General features: G+C 56.6%; 17 protein-coding genes. 6 read left to right on the forward strand and 11 right to left on the reverse strand.

Translation table 11 applies throughout. The annotated features are described in order from the left end of the window. Positions 1 to 166 precede the first annotated feature (166 nt). The 3 genes from SCU88_RS17130 (at position 167) to SCU88_RS17140 (ending at position 4,765) form a co-directional block, all read left to right on the forward strand. On the forward strand, positions 167 to 1,531 hold the full coding sequence (locus SCU88_RS17130; RefSeq protein ID WP_241666543.1) for an amino acid permease: 1,365 nt from the start codon (positions 167 to 169) through the stop codon (positions 1,529 to 1,531). Between the two features lie 12 nt (positions 1,532 to 1,543). Then, on the forward strand, positions 1,544 to 2,812 hold the full coding sequence (gene hisS / locus SCU88_RS17135) for a histidine--tRNA ligase (protein ID WP_175341132.1): 1,269 nt from the start codon (positions 1,544 to 1,546) through the stop codon (positions 2,810 to 2,812). A 102-nt stretch (positions 2,813 to 2,914) separates the two neighbouring features. Continuing rightward, a complete protein-coding gene (locus tag SCU88_RS17140; protein WP_175341133.1) occupies positions 2,915 to 4,765 on the forward strand; it encodes an ATP phosphoribosyltransferase regulatory subunit in 1,851 nt (616 codons plus the stop codon). On the opposite strand, the gene nepI is transcribed toward SCU88_RS17140, so the two are convergent. Both nepI and SCU88_RS17150 read right to left on the reverse strand, forming a co-directional pair. Further along, positions 4,762 to 5,946 carry a purine ribonucleoside efflux pump NepI gene (gene nepI / locus SCU88_RS17145; RefSeq protein ID WP_138098366.1) on the reverse strand — a complete coding sequence of 395 codons (1,185 nt, stop codon included), beginning with the start codon at positions 5,944 to 5,946 and terminating at the stop codon, positions 4,762 to 4,764. The genes SCU88_RS17140 and nepI overlap by 4 nt on opposite strands. A 93-nt stretch (positions 5,947 to 6,039) precedes the next feature. Next, complete coding sequence (locus SCU88_RS17150; protein WP_138098368.1) at positions 6,040 to 6,492, reverse strand: DUF1198 family protein; 453 nt, start codon at positions 6,490 to 6,492, stop codon at positions 6,040 to 6,042. A gap of 321 nt (positions 6,493 to 6,813) precedes the next feature. Here SCU88_RS17150 and SCU88_RS17155 point away from each other — a divergent pair, with 321 nt between their 5' ends. Further along, positions 6,814 to 7,170, forward strand: coding sequence for an RcnB family protein (locus SCU88_RS17155; RefSeq protein WP_175341134.1), 357 nt, complete (start codon positions 6,814 to 6,816; stop codon positions 7,168 to 7,170). Here SCU88_RS17155 and SCU88_RS17160 read toward each other — a convergent pair. The 4 genes from SCU88_RS17160 to apbC all read right to left on the reverse strand — a co-directional run bounded on the left by SCU88_RS17160 (position 7,132) and on the right by apbC (position 11,082). Further along, a complete protein-coding gene (locus SCU88_RS17160; protein ID WP_175341135.1) occupies positions 7,132 to 7,857 on the reverse strand; it encodes a LuxR C-terminal-related transcriptional regulator in 726 nt (241 codons plus the stop codon). The two genes, SCU88_RS17155 and SCU88_RS17160, sit on opposite strands and share 39 nt — an antisense overlap. 390 nt (positions 7,858 to 8,247) lie before the next feature. Next, positions 8,248 to 8,721 (reverse strand): hypothetical protein, encoded by a 474-nt coding sequence (locus SCU88_RS17165; RefSeq protein WP_175341136.1) that lies wholly within the window; start codon positions 8,719 to 8,721, stop codon positions 8,248 to 8,250. Continuing rightward, entirely contained in the window at positions 8,705 to 9,604 is a 900-nt protein-coding gene (locus SCU88_RS17170; protein WP_431810033.1) for a winged helix-turn-helix domain-containing protein, read from the reverse strand. The genes SCU88_RS17165 and SCU88_RS17170 overlap by 17 nt, the downstream gene beginning before the upstream one ends. 368 nt (positions 9,605 to 9,972) lie before the next feature. After that, the gene (gene apbC, locus SCU88_RS17175) at positions 9,973 to 11,082 is read right to left on the reverse strand and encodes an iron-sulfur cluster carrier protein ApbC (protein WP_175341138.1); all 1,110 of its coding nucleotides are present in this window, start codon (positions 11,080 to 11,082) and stop codon (positions 9,973 to 9,975) included. Between the two features lie 217 nt (positions 11,083 to 11,299). On the opposite strand from apbC, the gene metG reads away from it, so the two are divergent. Further along, complete coding sequence (gene metG / locus SCU88_RS17180) at positions 11,300 to 13,333, forward strand: methionine--tRNA ligase (RefSeq protein ID WP_138098380.1); 2,034 nt, start codon at positions 11,300 to 11,302, stop codon at positions 13,331 to 13,333. Positions 13,334 to 13,555: 222 nt separating this feature from the next. On the opposite strand, the gene SCU88_RS17185 is transcribed toward metG, so the two are convergent. Next, positions 13,556 to 14,020 (reverse strand): DUF1456 family protein, encoded by a 465-nt coding sequence (locus tag SCU88_RS17185; protein ID WP_138098387.1) that lies wholly within the window; start codon positions 14,018 to 14,020, stop codon positions 13,556 to 13,558. Positions 14,021 to 14,158: 138 nt separating this feature from the next. Here SCU88_RS17185 and SCU88_RS17190 point away from each other — a divergent pair, with 138 nt between their 5' ends. Continuing rightward, on the forward strand, positions 14,159 to 14,266 hold the full coding sequence (locus SCU88_RS17190) for a hypothetical protein (protein WP_241666544.1): 108 nt from the start codon (positions 14,159 to 14,161) through the stop codon (positions 14,264 to 14,266). Here the strand turns inward: SCU88_RS17190 and SCU88_RS17195 are convergent. The 4 genes from SCU88_RS17195 to osmF are packed head-to-tail and all read right to left on the reverse strand — an operon-like array spanning position 14,247 to position 17,995. Then, positions 14,247 to 14,972: an ABC transporter permease subunit gene (locus SCU88_RS17195; RefSeq protein ID WP_175341139.1), complete on the reverse strand. Its 726-nt coding sequence runs from the start codon at positions 14,970 to 14,972 to the stop codon at positions 14,247 to 14,249. The genes SCU88_RS17190 and SCU88_RS17195 overlap by 20 nt on opposite strands. Next, positions 14,969 to 15,916, reverse strand: coding sequence for an ATP-binding cassette domain-containing protein (locus tag SCU88_RS17200; RefSeq protein WP_175341140.1), 948 nt, complete (start codon positions 15,914 to 15,916; stop codon positions 14,969 to 14,971). Before SCU88_RS17200 ends, SCU88_RS17195 begins: the two co-directional genes overlap by 4 nt. After that, positions 15,909 to 17,066, reverse strand: a complete 1,158-nt coding sequence (locus SCU88_RS17205; RefSeq protein ID WP_175341141.1) for an ABC transporter permease subunit — start codon at positions 17,064 to 17,066, stop codon at positions 15,909 to 15,911. The genes SCU88_RS17200 and SCU88_RS17205 overlap by 8 nt, the downstream gene beginning before the upstream one ends. Next, the gene (gene osmF / locus SCU88_RS17210; RefSeq protein WP_175341142.1) at positions 17,066 to 17,995 is read right to left on the reverse strand and encodes a glycine betaine ABC transporter substrate-binding protein OsmF; all 930 of its coding nucleotides are present in this window, start codon (positions 17,993 to 17,995) and stop codon (positions 17,066 to 17,068) included. The genes SCU88_RS17205 and osmF overlap by 1 nt, the downstream gene beginning before the upstream one ends. Positions 17,996 to 18,004 lie beyond the last annotated feature (9 nt).

Raw genomic sequence — 18,004 nt, forward strand, 5'->3', positions numbered from 1 at the left:
CGCAAACGCGCCACTGGCACCAGAGCCAACCGTTACCAGTGGCGCATCCGGCTCGCTACGAGCCCCGTTCACGCTAAACGCTTTACCCGGGTAAAGCAACATCTGCGAGAGCGGCGTTCGCAACCTGCCAGTCCTTTCACCTCACTGCGTCGGGACAAAAAATGATATGGATGAAAACCGCTCAACTTCGCACCGCATGGGGCTGCTGGCGCTGACTGTCATGACGGCGTCCAATATGATGGGTAGCGGCGTCTTTATGCTGCCCACCACCCTTGGGCAAATCGGTTCGGTCTCAGTATGGGGATGGGCGCTGACCTTCCTGGTCATCCTCTGCCTGGCGCTCATCTTTAACAAGATGAACGCCCTCTTCCCACATAATGGCGGCATTATCGCCAGCATTCATTACTGTTTTGGCCCTTTTATCGGCCTGCAAATGACGCTGTTTTACTGGCTGGCTACCTGGGTCGGCAACTGCGCTCTGCTGCTGGCAGGCGTGGGTTATCTCTCTTTCTTTTTCCCCGTTTTGCTCCACCCGCTTTACGGCGCGCTGGCCTGTATCGCCCTGCTGTGGCTGGCGGTACTGCTGGGGCTGCGCGGCGCAAAGCTGGTAGGTAAAGCGCAACTTATTACCGGCGGCTGCATGGTCGCGGCGATTCTCAGCATCGGTTTACTGGGCTGGCGCCACTTCGATCTCCACATCTATCGGGCCGCCTGGAATCTGAGCGGCCAGTCGGACGGCCATGCCATCATTAATGCGGCGGTGATTTCTCTGTGGGGCTTTCTGGGGGTGGAATCTGCTTCAGTTTCCCGCAGCCAGGTGGAAAAACCGGATCGCACGGTGCCGCTGGCGACCCTGTGCGGGCTGGCCATTACCGGTCTGTGCTATGCCAGCTCCACTAACGTGATTATGGGAATTCTGCCCCACGCAACGCTTACGGCATCGGCTTCGCCCTTCGCCGATACCGCGCGGGCCATCTGGGGCACCGGCGCCGGGCAGCTTATCTCCGCAGCGGCCATTATCGCCTGCCTGGGCGCCATGCCCGGCTGGCAGATTCTGCAAACCGAAGTTCCCCGCGCCGCGGCAGAGTCAGGCATTTTTCCCCCGATCTTCGCCCGCACGAATCGTTACGGCGTGCCCTGGGTCGCGCTGATCTTTACCGCTATCCTGATGACCCTGGTGCTACTGCTGACGCTGTCGGCGAGCCTGCAAAGTCAGTTCAGAAACGTCATTGTTCTGGCCGTCGCGGCCAGCCTTTTTCCTTATGCCTTCGCCGCCCTGGCGCTACCTGGAATGATGGTGATGAAAGACCGTTACCGCGGCGGCGGATTTTACGGTTACTGCCTGTTGAGCCTGACCGCCTTTGCATTTATTGCGGGCGCGATACTGTCCGGACAGTCACGCGCCCTGTTGTGCGGCGTTTTGCTACAAATCGCCACAATCCCTCTTTACCTGTTGTATATCGTACGCCGGCAGCGACGGGAGAGAACCGCCTCTCCCCTGCTACTGCCGGCGCCTGGTTCTCATCAATAAAAAGGAATCTGTATGATCAAGTTACGCGCAATACGTGGAATGCGTGATGTCCTGCCGGATGAAACACCCATGTGGCAATGGCTGGAGGGTAAATTTCGCCATATGGCCTTCCGCTACGGCTATCAGGAAATGCGCCTGCCGCTGCTGGAGCCGGTCGCGCTGTTTGAACGCGCCGTAGGCGAAGCGACCGACATCGTCTCTAAAGAGATGTACAACTTTCTGGATAAGAGCGGCGAACATATCACTCTGCGTCCGGAAGGCACCAGCGGCTGCATGCGCGCCGTACTGGAACAAAATATGTGCTACAACAAAACCCAGCGCCTGTGGTATCAGGGGCCGATGTTCCGCTATGAACGCCCCCAGAAAGGCCGCCTGCGCCAGTTCACCCAGTTCGGCGTGGAGGCTTTCGGTATGCCGGGGGCCGATATCGACGCCGAACTGATCTTCATGGTTCGCGATCTATTCCAGGAGCTGGGGATTCTGCAACACGTACGGCTGGAGATAAATTCTCTGGGGACGGCCCGGGAGCGCAGCCAGTACCGACAGGAGCTGGTCGCCTGGTTCGAACAACACCGCGAATTGCTGGATGAAGAGAGTCTGGTCCGCCTGGAGGTTAACCCTCTGCGCATCCTCGACAGTAAAAATCCGCAAATGCAGGAGATGATTGAACAGGCGCCGCGACTGCTCGACTTCCTTGAAGATGAATCACGCCAGCACTTCACCACTCTGTGCCAGTTGCTCGATAGCGCCGATATTCCCTGGCGCCTGAATACCCGCCTGGTTCGGGGCCTGGACTACTACACCCGCACTGTCTTTGAGTGGGTGACCGACAAACTCGGCGCCCAGGGCACGGTCTGCGGCGGCGGCCGCTATGACGGACTGGCCGATCTGTTCGGCGACAAATCGCTGCCCGCCTGCGGCTTCGCCATTGGCATTGAGCGCCTGCTGCTGCTGATCCAGGCCGTTAGCGACAAGGATAACCCCCAGTGGCACTACCGTCCCGACGTCACTATCACCAGCGAACTGGAGGATGGTAATATCCGCGCCCTGCTGCTGGCTGAATTCCTGCGTCAGCGCTGCCCTCAACGCTATATCGCCGTAGATTGCAGCGGCGCCCGGCTAAAACGCCAGCATCAGAACGCTCTGAAGTCCCACGGCCAGTATATTGTGACCCTGAACCACGATGGCGCCATCCGACTGTGGGATCTGGCCAACAATCAGCAGTCTGAAGTCAGCGACGCTCAGCTAGCGGAAGCGCTACAACAGGCGTCGGTGCGCTAAGGTTTTTACTCTTTGCAGGATCGCGTCGGCCCCTGAAGGCACCACCGCGCCGACGCGTTTAATAACAATAATGGCGGACTTTCAGCCACCCGGTGAGAATTGATGATGTCCAGAAAAAAAAGACTCTTTGTGCCAGGGCTCCCTCACCTGATTAAACTTCGCGGGCATAACTATGAACCGCTCTTTAAATCGCCAGAAGACTACAATCGCTTTCTTGAATGTCTCGATCGCGCCTGCGCGCTGTATACAGTGCGCCTTTATGCCTGGTCGCTAACGCCCCAACGCATTCTGCTGCTGCTCGACGCGCCGGATAAAGAGGCGATGGGACACTTTATGCAATATACCGGACGTAGCTACGTGCCCTGGTATAACGGCCGTTATCATCGGCGCGGCGCGCTTTGGGAAAGCCGCTACTGGAGCAGCCCGATCGAAGCTGACGCCTGGTTTCTGCTGGTAAAGAAGTACGTTGAGCATCAGCACCGGGAACCGACGGGGCGCCACAGCTTCGCCGATACGCCGCCCGAGCGGCTCAGCCTGCATCCCTGCTGGCTGCGACTGGGCGCCACGCCCGAACAGCGGGTTCATCAATATCGCCAGTTGTGTCAGCGCCCCTTCAGCCCGACCATTTTTAGCCGTATCGAAACCGCGCTGGAGCAAAACTGCCTGCTGGCGACCCCGCAGTTCAGCCGTTCGCTGGAAGGTACTCTTGCGCGATCGCTGCAACCCCGCAGCGTCGGGCGACCGCGTAAATATTACAACAACCCGGTTTCCGCCTGGAGCTGGCTGGAAAGACAGGCAGGACAGCTTCTGCAACGCTACTGCTACCGGGAAATTCGTATGCCGTTACTGGAACGCTGGGAACAGGAGCTGTCTGCCTCCCCTTTTTCCGCAGGAACCGACGAACTACCGCTTAATCACCAGGCATTGCTGCGTGGCGACGGAACCATGGGCTGTCTGCGTATTGTGGCGAGCCATCAGGATCTCCAGAAAACCAGCAAATTATGGTATCTGGGCACGATGTTCCGCCGCAGCCATCAGCAGAAAGAGGCGATCCGATCATGCCATCAGTTGGGCGTGGAGGCATTCGGCTATCCGGGACACTGTATCGAGCTGGAGCAGATTGCGCTGCAGGCCGGATTTTTTCGCGACCTCCATCTCGAAAACCAGGTGGAGCTGCGCCTGAATACGCCGGGCGCCGCTTCGGAGTTCGCCTGTTTCCGCGAAGCGCTGCGCGCTTACTATCACCCCATGGCGCAGCTACTTTCCCCGGATCAGCAGCGTATTTTACAGCAGACGCCGGAACGGCTGCTGAACGATCCGGATGTCCTGCTGCAGCGCATGGCAGGTAGCGCGCCGCGGCTGGCGACCTTTATTTCCGATGACTCCCACCTGCGCTTTCGCCAGTTGTGCAATGCCCTGGATAAAATGGCGATCCCCTATACCCACGACGAAGCGCTGTTTCCGGTTAACGATTACTGCCACCTGGTGTTCGAATGGCATAGCGATAAAATTCCGGCGCCCGGGCTGCTGTGCCGCGGCGGACGTTACGATCACAGCGCCAGTCAACTGACCAGGCGCGATATTCACGCCTGTGGTTTTGCGTTTATGATCGAGCCGATTATGCAGCTACTGCAGAGTGTGCAGCGCGATGCGCCTCACAGCCGTCAGGTGGATCTGGTGATTATTCCCGAACGTAGCCGCGCCCACGGTAACGCGCTGCTGCTGGGCCGTACGCTACGCCAGAGCTTTCCGCGCCTGAGTATCGTCAATGACTGTTCGCAGCTAAGAACCGCGACCCGGCAGAAGAACGCCCGTAGTCAGGGCGCCCGGTTTGTACTGATGGTCGAAGGAGATGAGCAGGAGGTGAAGCTTATCGATCTGCAAAACTGGCGCTCGGTGCGTATTCCCGCCCTCAGGGTGGTGCAGGAGCTGAGCGCCATGCTAATGCTTTAGGCATGCACCCGCACTTTTGCAGCCACCAGCAGCGCCGTCAGCAGCATCATCACACCGCACATGGCCGGCGGCGCCAGCAGACCCAGGTGATCGAGCCCCAACCCGCCAAGCGCCGCGCCGCAGGTGTTCGCCAACTGGATCACCGCCACCTGCACCGATCCCGCTTTTTCGGCCTGATCGGAAAGCGTCCGGGTTACCCAGGTGGACCAGCCCACCGGAATCAGAGAGAAGGTAAAACCGCTGATAATCGCCACGGCGGTAGCGACCCACTTATCACTGCCCCAGAGCATCAGCGCCAGTACGCTGAGCGCCAGCACCAGCGGCGCACAGGCCAGCGCTCCCTTAAGACTCACTTTCAGGAAAGCGGAAGAGAGCGAGGTCCCCACAAAGCTGGCGATACCGAAGCTCAACAGCACCAGCGTCAGGCCATCCACATCAAACCCGGCCAGATTCATATACAGCGGACGGATATAGGTAAAGAAAGCGAACTGGCCGCCGAACGCCATAAATATCGCAATCATCCCCGCCAGCACGCCGGGACGACGCAGTACCGAGATAATATTCTGCTGCCGGGACGGCGCTTCACCCGGCAGTCGGGGTAACGCCCGCCATACCCAGAAGATACAAAGAAATCCCATCAGCGCCGCGCCGTTAAAGACGTTACGCCAGCCGATAAGCCCGCCCAGGAAACTGCCCAGCGGCGCGGCAATCACCAGCGCGATAGAGACGGCGCCGAAGATCACCGACAGCGCTTTAGGAATGGTATGGCGCGGCACCAGACGCATGGTTAATGAAGCAGACATCGCCCAGAAGCCGCCCAGCGCCATGCCCAGGAAGGCGCGCCCCAGCAGCAATAAGGCAAAGCTGTGAGAGAACGACACCAGCAGGCAAGAGATGGTAAGCAGTACGGCAAAAGCCAACACCACCCGCCGACGATCGGTCTGGCCGATAATGGTGGTGATAAACAGGCTGGAGAACATCGCCACAAAGGCAGTCACGGTCACCGACTGCCCCGCCAGTCCTTCACTGATACGCAGTTCCTGAGCCATCGGCGTCAGCAGACTGGCCGGCAGGAATTCAACGGTGATCAGACAGGCAACGCAAAAGGCAACGGCAAAAACGGCGGACCAGTTGGCTCGGGTCACCTCAGGGGTTCCCGGGGTCTGCGCGGTATCAGACATTCAACGACCTTCACTAATAACGGATGTAAAGCCGCGCAGTGTAACATTAAATTGTGACAAACCTAACAGTTTACTAACAGTCTGACTGGGCGTTTAATGCAGCCAGCTCACGCTGTCCTGGTCACTGAATAACGCGTTATAGCGGGCCTGAAATAGCTGCAGTTCCTGCATATCCGGCTCCAGTTCGCGTAAAAAACCCATTGCCTGGCGAAGCTGGGCGTCACTCAGCGGTCCCGCCAGACGCGCCTTCTGCAACCGCCGATGCCAGGTCGCCATATTGTCGTCGCTGCCGTCCACAATACACACCTGCCAGACCAGCAGCGTCGCAGCCGCGCCTTGCAAATGCGCTTCGTCTGGACGGGACAGCCAGGCGATAAACTCCGCGCCTGGCGCCCTGCCCATCTGATCGACCATCGACTCAATGGACACTGGGGTGATACCCAGACGCTCGCTCAGCCGCTTTACCGCACGCCGTGAATCAGAAGTCAGCACTCTGAAACCGATAACAAAAACCACGACCAGGGTGGCCAGCATCAACCAAATCATTCAGTGACTCGTTTTCCGTCAGGGGGCAATATCATAGGGGAAAGCGCAGCGCTGCAACAGATCTCCGGCAGGGAAAAGCATGCCGCATCGCGATCCCCTTCACTAAAGCGTCACACTTTTTCGGCACAGTGAAACATTTACTGCCAGAATGACAATACTGAACACACAATCAGGCTTGCCGCCTCTGTGCCTACAGAGGATGATCGCAAAATATTGGGGTTCGTGGCCGCTGCTTCCCATTTTCGCATCCTGGAAGTTCAGCCGGTCGGCGCGCAAAACAAGGACGAGCCCCGTGATTGCCCATTTTTATCCGGAGTGATTATGGCCAGATCCAAAATGATGATGTTATCGATGCTGCTTACGCTGGGTAGCGCCCTGCCGATAACCACGCTGTACGCCCAGCAGCCCACTGACGGGGCGAAACCGGCGACCGAAACGTCGGAGTCCCATGAAATTAAGCAGTTCACCGCCGACTTCCAGCGCTTCGAAATTGGCGATATGGCACCGGAAACCTATCGCGGTAAAACCTATGAGATCGCCCAGTGGAAGCAGCGTAATCTCCCGGCGCCTCAGGCAGACAGCCACTGGACTTATATGGGCGGCAACTATGTGCTGATTTCCAATACTACAGGCAAGATCTTAAAGGCGGAATCCGGCGATATTTTCTACAGCCGCTAAGCTACTACTGACCATCGGTAGGGCTTCAACCTTCGGCAGGCTTTGCTCTTCATGCCAGTGAGGAATATGGACAGGCACTGGCTGAGCAGCCTGCTGAGGTTTTGATTCCGATTCAACGCGATCAACAATCATAGTCAGGTATTTGTACATCAGCGCATCATTCCAGTTATCCATGCCAAAGCGCCGGGCAACCTTTTTCTTGTGAGCGCTGACCGTTTTGCCGGAGATCTCCAGACGTTGCGCGATCTCTTTGGTTTCAATCCCACTCAGCAACATTCCCAGCACTTCCATTTCCCGCTCTGAAATCATGCCCTGCGGTAGATCCTGGATTTTACTCAGGCGCGACAGGATGTCATAAAACCCATGCCGGCTATGCTTTTTCGATGCAAAAAAAAGGCCGTTACAGACAAAATAGCTATATTCCAGAGGCTGCTCTACCAGAAATACCGCTTTTATCCCCTGCTGCCGGGTATAATTAATAGCATGTTCGACCAGGGATAAATCATCAAAGGCAAACACGAACATCGCATTATGGCAGCCTTCACGTTTACAACTTTCGATACTCGTGTTAAATTCCGCCGGGTTATTTACATGATAAGGCGAAATATTAATGGCACGAAATCCTGCTGTTTCCTCAATGCCAAGAAGATAATAGGTATCATTCGAAATAACATTTACATTCGTCATGTCGCATCCTCTGCATTATTCTGGACAGCCTTCCACCATCCGGATATTAAACCCAAAACAAATCCCAGAGAGAAAAGTTGTGTTTGTCCTTTACAGATATAAAAACACTTAGGGTCGTAACTGGCAGTGCTTTCGTTCGAATGCATAATCAGCGATTCCAGATAACCTAACAAGATAAATCCTATTATCATGATGAGATAAGAGTTATAAGATCCCTCCATAGAAAACTTTACACGTAACAATTTGATTTCTTTTGTTATTTACAAAAGAAACGCCATCTTATTTTGGTATTATTAGTCTGCTTGCGCGCTAAAAAAAACGTTCGCTCACGGCCAGACGGCCTCTCCCCGGGGAAACGGACCTGCATCCGTTTCCCCAAAAGGGAGGAATTTAATCACAGAGAATGGCCGGAAACCCCGCCACCAGAATCATCAAGCTGTTTTCCCCGGCCCAGGTACGCTGTAGATTTAACAGATAACCTTTTTCAACAAAGAAATCGGGTAACACTGCCGCCAGCGCCGTGGTGGAGACATTTTCGTTGGATGCAGGAACGATCCGATCGCTATGTAACTGTTTCCCTTCATCCCGCTCCAGTTCCGTAAAGTGAATATAGCGATTGATCATCGTTTCCCTGTGCTGTCCATCTTCCATATAACCAGACAGCGCAGCAACGCCTTCACTGCGTCCCAGATGAAAACTGAGCAGCGTATACAGGGTATAATCTTCATTTTTTATCACTACCCGGGCGCTACAAACGAAGGTGTTATTTCGCCGCGAAGGTAGCTGATAAAAATAGACAACAACGGCAATAATAAGAAAAACAGCGACGACAGCGCTAATCACAACTTTATTTTTTTTCTTCATTATAAGGAGTCTTAACTGTTGGGCGATTAGGGTAATACCACGACAGGCAGTGCGCCTGGCGATTGGCTGTTGTCAGGCTATTGCTACAAGCTACGGCTGAAATCTTACGGGAAGTATCATACGCCGTAACATAGATAGCCTCCTGCTCATTGCACAGCTCGGGATGGTCGGCACTGAACTGCCGGTGGCGCTGAAAGTTCGTGGCATCGCTGTTATACAGCCAGGTACAGATCCCGGCTCCCGGTGCGTCTTTAACCACTTCATAACCGGCAAAAAAGTTACGACTTTCAGGGGAAATAATGTGCCACAACCCCGCAATCGCCAGTACCAGCAGCATGACCATCGCCAGACAGGTCGTGAGCGATAAACGCAGCGTTATACCGGACGCTTTGTTCGACGTAACCTCAGAGATTTGAGCTTCACTGCGCTGCGACATCAGTAGCGGCGGTACATCATCATCCACGATTTCGCCCTGAACGGCAGGCGCTTCCATTTCGGTCAGTTGCTCCCCGGCACCATTTTGATACTGAATATCGGGCGGCGTTTCACTACTGTGTCGTTCCAGATGTATGCCGCCCATGATAAAGCCCTTACGCGGCAGGGTACGGATCATCTCCTGGCTCAGACCGATCTGAACCAGTGAGCGCCGCAGTATCAGCAGCGTTTGATACAGAGAATTATATTGGACCGTTTTATGTTGAACATCCCAGACAAACTCAATCAGTTCATCATGGCTAATTAACTCTTCATAATGCTCACAAAAGCATAACAAACATCTGGCAGAAATATTTGTTAATACCAGTATTTCACCGCTTTCATCATTAAATAGGGTACGTTCTTCGGGCGAGAACCGCACATTATTTAGCAAATAATAATCACCCATGGAATTATTCTTCATCTTAGAGATTTGTTACCCTGATTGATTCATATAACTACCCCGCGCCAGAGCCCATGGCTATGCACATCATCACGCTGGTTTGGGATCAATCTCATAAGTGGTATTTCTAATGCATCTTATGTTGTAGATCAAACAAAATTGTGTAACACAGGAATAATCAACGCTAAAAAGGTGGAATAATTTATTTTTCGATCATTTTAATTACATAACTAGAAAAAATAATCTACAAAATAGTAAGATTCATCCCAATACGCTGCGGCAGCAGATAGAACGTCAAGAATTGTATAGATAAATCGTCAAGATTTGTATAGAAAATATCAGGCCGCCTGAAATGGCGACCTGTTGTAAATCAATTAAACAGCACGAAAGGCGATTTCTCCGGGAATAATTTCCCCCTGCCAGTAGAGCTGCGCCGCCACTTTCCCTGCCAGCTGGCGGTAGAGGTCGGTAAACTCGCTGTCCGGACGGCTAACCACCGTAGGCTCGCCGCGATCGAGATCTTCACGCAGCGAGATATGCAGCGGCATCTGCCCCAACAGCGCAGTGTTGTAGCTTTCAGCCAGCTTCTGAGCGCCGCCGGTACCGAAGATCGGTTCATGATGGCCACAGCTGCTGCAAATATGAATGCTCATGTTTTCGACGATACCCAGCACCGGCACTTCCACCTTCTCGAACATCACGATGCCTTTCTTCGCATCGATTAGCGCAATATCCTGCGGCGTGGTCACCACCAGCGCCCCGGTAACCGGGATATTCTGTGCCAGGGTCAATTGAATATCACCGGTGCCTGGCGGCATATCCAGCACCAGGTAGTCGAGATCCGGCCATAGCGTCTCCTGCAGTAACTGCATCAATGCCTTGCTGGCCATCGGCCCACGCCAGACCATAGCGTTATCATCCGTTACCAGATAGCCGATAGAGTTGGTCGCCAGGCCGTGAGAGATGACCGGCGCCATATGGGTACCATCCGGCGAGGTCGGGCGCTCATGTTCGCTGCCAAGCATGGTGGGAATAGAGGGACCGTAGATATCGGCATCCAGAATCCCGACCTTCGCCCCTTCCGCCGCCAGCGCCAGCGCCAGGTTCACCGCCGTGGAGGATTTCCCGACGCCGCCTTTACCAGAGCTCACGGCAATGATGTTCTTCACTCCGTTAATGCCCGCCTGGTTTTTCACCCGCTTCAGGGTGGCAATACTGTAGCTCAGCTTCCAGTCAATAGCCTGGGCCCCGGTCAGCCGTAGCAGCTCCGGGCCGCACTCCGCCTTCAACGCTTCGAAGCCGCTGTTCCAGGCAAAAGGCATTTGCAGTTCGATATGGACAGTACCGTCGAGTAACGCCACGTGATGCAATGCCTTCAGGGCGGTAAGATTATGCTTTAACGTTGGATGTTGAAAATTAGCCAGCGTTCCGGCAACCATGGCGCGCAGGGCTTCCGGGGAACCGGCCGGGGATTGCGAATTCATCCCGACTCCTTTGTAGGTAGTAGTAGTTGTTGTCTGCGGACATTCACAGACTGCATCCGCTAATTATACATATGCCACGCCCGGGATTGACAGTCCGGGGGCACAGGAGAGCACAGTCGCCAGAGCGAGGAATAATTTGAACTGCCGTCGCTTTTGAGTTGAATCCCCTTCTGGTACTATCGATCTCCCTTTTTACTACGAAAGATTTATTGTCACTATGGCCCAAGTCGCAAAGAAAATACTGGTAACCTGCGCCCTGCCGTACGCCAACGGCTCCATCCACCTCGGTCACATGCTGGAGCATATCCAGGCTGATGTCTGGGTTCGGTACCAGCGAATGCGCGGCCATGAGGTCAACTTTATCTGTGCCGACGACGCCCACGGCACGCCGATCATGCTGAAAGCCCAGCAGCTCGGCATAACGCCGGAGCAGATGATTGGCGAAATGAGCCAGGAGCATCAGAAAGACTTCGCCGGGTTCAATATCAGCTATGACAACTACCACTCCACCCATAGCGAAGAAAACCGCGAGCTGTCATCGCTTATCTACAATCGCCTGAAAGAGAACGGTTTTATTAAAAACCGGACTATCTCTCAGCTCTACGATCCGGAAAAAGGCATGTTCCTGCCGGACCGTTTCGTGAAAGGCACCTGCCCGAAATGTAAGGCGGCGGACCAATACGGCGATAACTGCGAAGTGTGCGGTGCCACCTACAGCCCGACGGAGTTGATCGAACCGAAATCGGTGGTTTCCGGCGCCACGCCGGTGCTGCGCGAATCTGAGCACTTCTTCTTTGACCTGCCGGCCTTCAGTGAAATGCTGCAGGCCTGGACCCGCTCCGGCGCGCTGCAGGAGCAGGTCGCCAATAAGATGCAGGAGTGGTTTGAATCCGGTCTGCAGCAGTGGGATATCTCCCGCGATGCGCCCTACTTCGGTTTTGAAATTCCGGGGGCGCCGGGTAAATACTTCTACGTCTGGCTGGACGCGCCTATCGGTTATATGGGCTCGTTTAAGAACCTGTGCGACAAGCGTGGGGATCTTAACTTCGACGACTGGTGGAACAAGGATTCCGACGCCGAGCTCTATCACTTTATCGGCAAAGACATCGTCTACTTCCACAGCCTGTTCTGGCCAGCGATGCTGGAAGGTAGCGGCTTCCGTAAGCCGAACAACCTGTTTGTGCACGGTTACGTAACGGTAAACGGCGCCAAGATGTCCAAGTCGCGCGGCACCTTTATTAAAGCCAGCACCTGGCTGAAGCACTTTGACGCCGATAGCCTGCGCTATTACTACAGCGCCAAATTGTCACCACGTATTGACGATATCGATCTCAGCCTGGAAGACTTCGTTCAGCGGGTGAACAGCGACATCGTTAACAAGGTGGTTAACCTGGCCTCTCGTAATGCGGGCTTTATCGCCAAACGCTTCGGCGGCGAACTCTCTGCCGAACTGGACTCCCCCGCGCTGTATCAGAGCTTCGTCGATGCGGCACAGAGCATTGGCGACGCCTGGGAAAAACGCGAATTCAGCCGTGCCGTACGCGAAATTATGGCGCTGGCGGACCAGGCCAACCGCTACGTTGACGAAAAAGCGCCGTGGGTGGTGGCGAAACAGGAAGGCCGCGATGCCGACCTGCAGCGTATCTGCTCCATGGGTATCAACCTGTTCCGGGTGCTGATGACCTGGCTGAAGCCGGTTCTGCCGGAGCTTTCCGCCCGTGCGGAAGCCTTCCTGAACGTCGAACTGACCTGGGACGGCATAGCCCAACCGCTGCTCAGCCACAAGGTGAACCCGTTTAAGGCGCTGTATAGCCGTATCGATATGAAACAGGTCGACGCCCTGATCGAAGAGTCGAAAGAGGAAGTGAAGGCAAGCGCGGCGGCGCCGGTCAGCGGCCCGCTGGCGGATGACCCGATTCAGGAAACCATCACCTTTGACGACTTCGCCAAAGTGGATATGCGTATCGCTCTGATCGAGAACGCTGAGTTTGTTGAAGGCTCTGATAAGCTGCTGCGTCTGAGCCTGGATATCGGCGGCGAGAAGCGCAATATCTTCTCTGGCATTCGCTCCGCCTATCCGGATCCTCAGGCGCTGATCGGTCGCCTGACCATTATGGTCGCCAACCTGGCGCCGCGTAAAATGCGCTTTGGCGTATCGGAAGGCATGGTGATGGCCGCAGGTCCCGGGGGCAAGGATATCTTCCTGTTAAGCCCGGACAGCGGCGCTAAGCCTGGTCAGCAGGTGAAGTAAGCCCCCTCACCCCGGCCCTCTCCCCTGGGGGGAGAGGGAGAAAACCAGCATCCGCACATCCCCTATCCCCAGGGGAAGAGGGAGAAAACCAGTACCCGCCAGTCCCCTATCCCCAGGGGAAGAGGGAGAAAACCAGTACCCGCCAGTCCCCTATCCCCAGGGGGAGAGGGAGAAAACCAGTACCCGCCAGTCCCCTCTCCCCTTTGGGGTGAGGGGTAAGGGCTACTCCCCATGCAGACGAGCTGCCAGTCCCCGCAGAAAATAGCGCATCATCTGGTCTCCGCATTCCCGATAGTTTTTATGGTCCGGCGCCCGCATAAACGCGGTGATTTCCGGCAGTGAAATCCGAAACTTCTGTTCGGTCAGAATCGCCAGAATATCGTCGGTTTTCAGCGCGAAGGCGATACGCAGCTTTTTCAGTACGATATTGTTGTTAACACGTCTGTCCACCGCCAGCGGCGGTGCATTTTCATCTTTCCCGCGCCGATCGTAAATCAGGCCGTTAAGAAAAGCCGACAGGATGATGTCCGGGCAGCGAACAAACCCCTCGTCATCTTCTTTCTTAAGCCAGGTCGTTAGCTGTTGAGCGCTGACGTCGGTACCGGCCAGCGCCAGAATCCGTAGCAGGTCGGGATTATTGGTTTTCAGGATGTAGCGCAGGCTACGAAGAATATCATTACTTAACATAAAGCCTTCAGAGTCCGGGATGCGGTGCGGCAGTGTATCATCGTTGCGGGCGACACTCTTCCTTTATCAGGCACGTAATGCTGGGTTAACCAACCGGTTTCAGGGTACAATCCAACCGTTAACATGAAGAGGTAACCGATGAAACCAGGAAAAATCGCCATCATTGGCGCAATGGTCGTGCTGGCTCTGGGTGGGATTAGCGGTGTGATGCTGGCAGGGTATTCCATTATTCTGCATGGTAATTAAGCCGACGCAGCCACAGCCCGAAGGCGCGGTCGATAACGATAGCCATCAACGCCACCAGTAGCGCCCCCTGCAGAACATAGGCCGTATTAAAGGCGCTCAGACCGATAATCACCGGTGTTCCCAGGCTATTGACCCCGACCGTCGAGGCCAGGGTCGCAGTTCCGATATTGATCACCGTCGAGGTTCGTACACCGGCCAGAATCACCGGCGCCGCCAGCGGTAGTTCCACCTGCCACAGCCGCCGCCACGACCCCATGCCCACGCCGCTGGCCACCTGTTTAACCTCGACCGGCACCACCGCCAGCCCCGCAAGGGTTCCCTGAAGTACCGGCAGCAGACCATACAGCGCCAGGGCGATTAATGCCGGCAGCGCGCCAAATCCCATCACGGGCACCGCCACCGCCAGTACCGCCACCGGCGGGAAGGTCTGTCCTACGGCGGCAATAGTCTCCACCAGCGGACGAAATTCCCGGCCTCCCGGACGACTGACCGCCAGCCCCAGCCCGATAGCCACGGCGACCAGTTCTGATACCACCACCAGCGCCAGATGCGCCAGCGTCAGGGAGGCAAAGCTCTGCTGATGCCACAGCGGATTAGCCAGATCCGGAAACAGCCAGCGGAATAGTGGTTCGCTGTACGGCAGGCCATAGAGCAGCGCGCCAAACAGTAGCACCAGCCAGATAAGCGGTTCACGCAGCCACCTCATGGCATGGACTCCTGCTCCTGTGCCGCCAGATCGCAAAAGTGCAGCACCCCGCGCCGCTCCCCGTTGGCCGATTTTACCGGCAGACGCTGGCAGCCCTGCTCCACAAAACGGGACAGCGCCTCACGCAGCGTCATCTGTTCATCGATAGGTTCGATCCCTTCCAGCCATTCACCGGGGCGCAGCCACTGTGCAACGGTACGACGCGCCAGCAGACGCACGCCCAGTTCGCTGCCGCCGAAGAAGTCCCGTACAAAGGGCGTGGCCGGGCGGGTCAGCAGCTCTGCGGGGCTCCCCTGCTGAATCACCCGGCCCTGATCCATCACCACCAGCCTGTCGGCCAGCAGCAGCGCCTCGTCCACATCGTGCGTAACCAGCACAAAGGTGCGCCCCTGCAGCTGATGGATGCGTCGCACCTCCTGCTGAAGCGAGCTACGGGTCACCGGATCCAGCGCCCCAAAGGGTTCGTCCATCAATAGTACCTCGGGATCGGCCGCCAGCGCTCTGGCTACCCCCACCCGCTGCTGCTGACCTCCGGAAAGCTGATGCGGATAGCTGTTGCGAAACCGGCCATCCTCCAGCCCAAGCAGCGCCAGCAGTTCGTCGATTCGCGCCTCGATTCTGGCGCGCTCCCAGCCCAGCAGGCTGGGGACCGTGGCGATATTGCGGGCCACGGTCCAGTGAGGGAACAGCCCCACCGACTGGATGGCGTAGCCAATGCGCCGCCGCAGGCTTTTCACTTCAATGCGCCGCACATCCTGGCCGCCAAATAGCAAAGTCCCGCTATCGTGCGGCTCCAGCCGGTTAATCATCTTAAGCGTGGTCGATTTTCCAGACCCGGAACTGCCCAGCAGTACGGTAAAAGCGCCTTCCGGACAGTGCAGGTTGAGATCGCTGACCGCCGCCACGCCGTCGTAATATTTACTGACGCCGTTAAACTCAATCATCAGTTATGGCCTTAAGATTCGAAATTATCAGATTAAAAAGCCCGTCCACCAGCACCGCCAGGGCAATCACCGGGATCACCCCCAGCAGCACCAGATCCAGCGCGCTACTAAGCAGCCCCTGGAACACCAGCGCCCCAAAACCTCCGGCGCCGATAAGCGCGGCGATGGTGCCCATACCCACCGTCTGTACGGCCACCAGGCGGATCCCGCGCAGTAACACCGGTGCCGCCAGCGGCGCTTCCACCTGCCAGAAGATCCGGGAGCCGGACATCCCCATACCGCGGGCGCTTTCCATGACCTGACGCGGCGTTTGATCCAACCCGGCCACTACGCTACGGGTCAGCGGCAGCAGCGCATAAAGTACCAGGGCAATCAGCGCCGGGGCCAGGCCTGTGCCGGAGACCCCGATCTCCCCCAGCCACGGCCAGGCGCGTGACAGCCCCGCCAGCGGTGCAATCAGCAGGCCAAACAGCGCCACGGAGGGGATGGTCTGGATAATATTGAGCAGGGTAAATACCGGACCGCGCAGTCCGGGACGACGCCGACACCACAGCCCCAGCGGCACACCGATAAGCAGTGCCGGAATCAGGGTGCCGGCCACCAGCAGCAGGTGGCGCCAGAAGGCGTCCTGGAACACCATCCGCCGGTTGGCGTACTCTTTAAGTAGAGACAGCTCGTCGAAGCGACCGACCGCCAGCATCAGCAGCGGCAACAGCCAGATTTGCGCCTGTAACAGCCAGCGCAGCAGCGGACGTCGGGTCAGGCGTCGCGTGGCGTCGTGACACAGAAGCAGGCAGAGAGCCATCAGCAGCCAGAAGCCCCCACCCGGCGAGGTCCGGGCAATGGCGCTCCCCTGGCGGGCCAGTTCATCGGCGCTACGGCCAAGCTGCAACAGCAGTAGCAGAAACAGCACTTCGCCCCATAGCAGGGTCAGCCCCAGGGTGCGAGGGTGCTGGACGACAAAGGCCAGCGCCAGCAGTCCCCCCAGCCCGGGCAACAGCCAAAGGGTCGGGCCGCCGGGCACGGCAAACAGCGTGAGCGGCTCGCCGGAAACCAGCCGATTAGGAGCGTAGCTGACAAACGGCAACGCCAGCGACAGGAGCATCAGGGCGCACAGCAGCAGGGTGACGCGGTTATAACAGCGCGGCATCAGTCCTGAGCGCCTGCCAGTCCTTTATCGCGCAGCCACTGGGCGGCGACCTGCTTTGCATCGACCCCTTCTACGGCGATCTTCGCATTCAACTGCTGGAGCGTTTTCTCGTCCAGCGCCCGGAACACCGGGTCCAGCCACTGCGCCATCTGCGGATATTCCTTAAGTACCGCTTCACGTACCACCGGCGCCGGAGCATAGACAGGCTGAACCCGCTGAGGATCGCTCAGGGTTTGCAAGCCCAGCGCCGCTACCGGGCCGTCGGTGCCGTAGGCCATAGCGCCATTCACGCCAGAGGTCTGTTGCGCCGCCGCCCGCAGGGTCACTGCGGTGTCGCCCCCGGCAAGCGACAGTAGCTGGTCGGGCTTAAGTTTAAAGCCATAGGCTTTTTCAAAGGCCGGTAGCGCATCCTGACGTTCGATAAATTCCGCCGAGGCCGCCAGTTTAAATTCACCGCCCTCTTTCAGATAGCGGCTGAGATCCGCCATAGATTTCAGTTTGTTATCCTGAGCCAGCTCCTGGCGTACCGCAATGGTCCAGCCGTTATTGGCCGATGCAGGCGTCAGCCAGATCAGCTTGTTTTTCTGCGCATCGAGATTTTTGACTTTCTGGTAACCCTTTGTGGGATCTTTCCACACCGGATCCTGTTGATCTTTAAAGAACAGCGCGCCGTTACCGGTATATTCCGGGTAGATATCCAGTTCACCGGCAGTAATGGCGCCGCGCACCACGGGCGTAGTGCCAAGCTGCAGTTTATTAACGGTTTTCACACCGTGGCTTTCCAACACCTGCAAAATAATATTACCTAACAGCGAGCCTTCAGTATCGATTTTGGACCCCACCGTAACCGGCTGCGCCGCGCCAGCCGAAGCCGCGCTCAGCATCAATCCCAGCGCCACTGCCCATCCCTGCAATTTCCCGATTTTCATCCCGTTCCT

Source organism: Jejuibacter sp. L23 (assembly GCF_050815825.1).
GTDB lineage: Bacteria > Pseudomonadota > Gammaproteobacteria > Enterobacterales > Enterobacteriaceae > Jejubacter > Jejubacter calystegiae.

Excerpts from the sequence above, each read along its gene's own strand:
- SCU88_RS17195 (WP_175341139.1), bottom strand. The coding sequence starts at position 14,972 with ATGAGGTGGCTGCGTGAACCGCTTATCTGGCTGGTGCTACTGTTTGGC.
- SCU88_RS17150 (WP_138098368.1), bottom strand. The coding sequence starts at position 6,492 with ATGATTTGGTTGATGCTGGCCACCCTGGTCGTGGTTTTTGTTATCGGT.
- SCU88_RS17130 (WP_241666543.1), top strand. The coding sequence starts at position 167 with ATGGATGAAAACCGCTCAACTTCGCACCGCATGGGGCTGCTGGCGCTG.
- metG (WP_138098380.1), top strand. The coding sequence starts at position 11,300 with ATGGCCCAAGTCGCAAAGAAAATACTGGTAACCTGCGCCCTGCCGTAC.
- SCU88_RS17185 (WP_138098387.1), bottom strand. The coding sequence starts at position 14,020 with ATGTTAAGTAATGATATTCTTCGTAGCCTGCGCTACATCCTGAAAACC.
- SCU88_RS17205 (WP_175341141.1), bottom strand. The coding sequence starts at position 17,066 with ATGCCGCGCTGTTATAACCGCGTCACCCTGCTGCTGTGCGCCCTGATG.
- apbC (WP_175341138.1), bottom strand. The coding sequence starts at position 11,082 with ATGAATTCGCAATCCCCGGCCGGTTCCCCGGAAGCCCTGCGCGCCATG.
- hisS (WP_175341132.1), top strand. The coding sequence starts at position 1,544 with ATGATCAAGTTACGCGCAATACGTGGAATGCGTGATGTCCTGCCGGAT.
- SCU88_RS17190 (WP_241666544.1), top strand. The coding sequence starts at position 14,159 with ATGAAACCAGGAAAAATCGCCATCATTGGCGCAATGGTCGTGCTGGCT.
- SCU88_RS17140 (WP_175341133.1), top strand. The coding sequence starts at position 2,915 with ATGATGTCCAGAAAAAAAAGACTCTTTGTGCCAGGGCTCCCTCACCTG.
- nepI (WP_138098366.1), bottom strand. The coding sequence starts at position 5,946 with ATGTCTGATACCGCGCAGACCCCGGGAACCCCTGAGGTGACCCGAGCC.
- SCU88_RS17200 (WP_175341140.1), bottom strand. The coding sequence starts at position 15,916 with ATGATTGAGTTTAACGGCGTCAGTAAATATTACGACGGCGTGGCGGCG.
- SCU88_RS17155 (WP_175341134.1), top strand. The coding sequence starts at position 6,814 with ATGGCCAGATCCAAAATGATGATGTTATCGATGCTGCTTACGCTGGGT.
- SCU88_RS17170 (WP_431810033.1), bottom strand. The coding sequence starts at position 9,604 with ATGGGTGATTATTATTTGCTAAATAATGTGCGGTTCTCGCCCGAAGAA.
- SCU88_RS17165 (WP_175341136.1), bottom strand. The coding sequence starts at position 8,721 with ATGAAGAAAAAAAATAAAGTTGTGATTAGCGCTGTCGTCGCTGTTTTT.
- osmF (WP_175341142.1), bottom strand. The coding sequence starts at position 17,995 with ATGAAAATCGGGAAATTGCAGGGATGGGCAGTGGCGCTGGGATTGATG.
- SCU88_RS17160 (WP_175341135.1), bottom strand. The coding sequence starts at position 7,857 with ATGACGAATGTAAATGTTATTTCGAATGATACCTATTATCTTCTTGGC.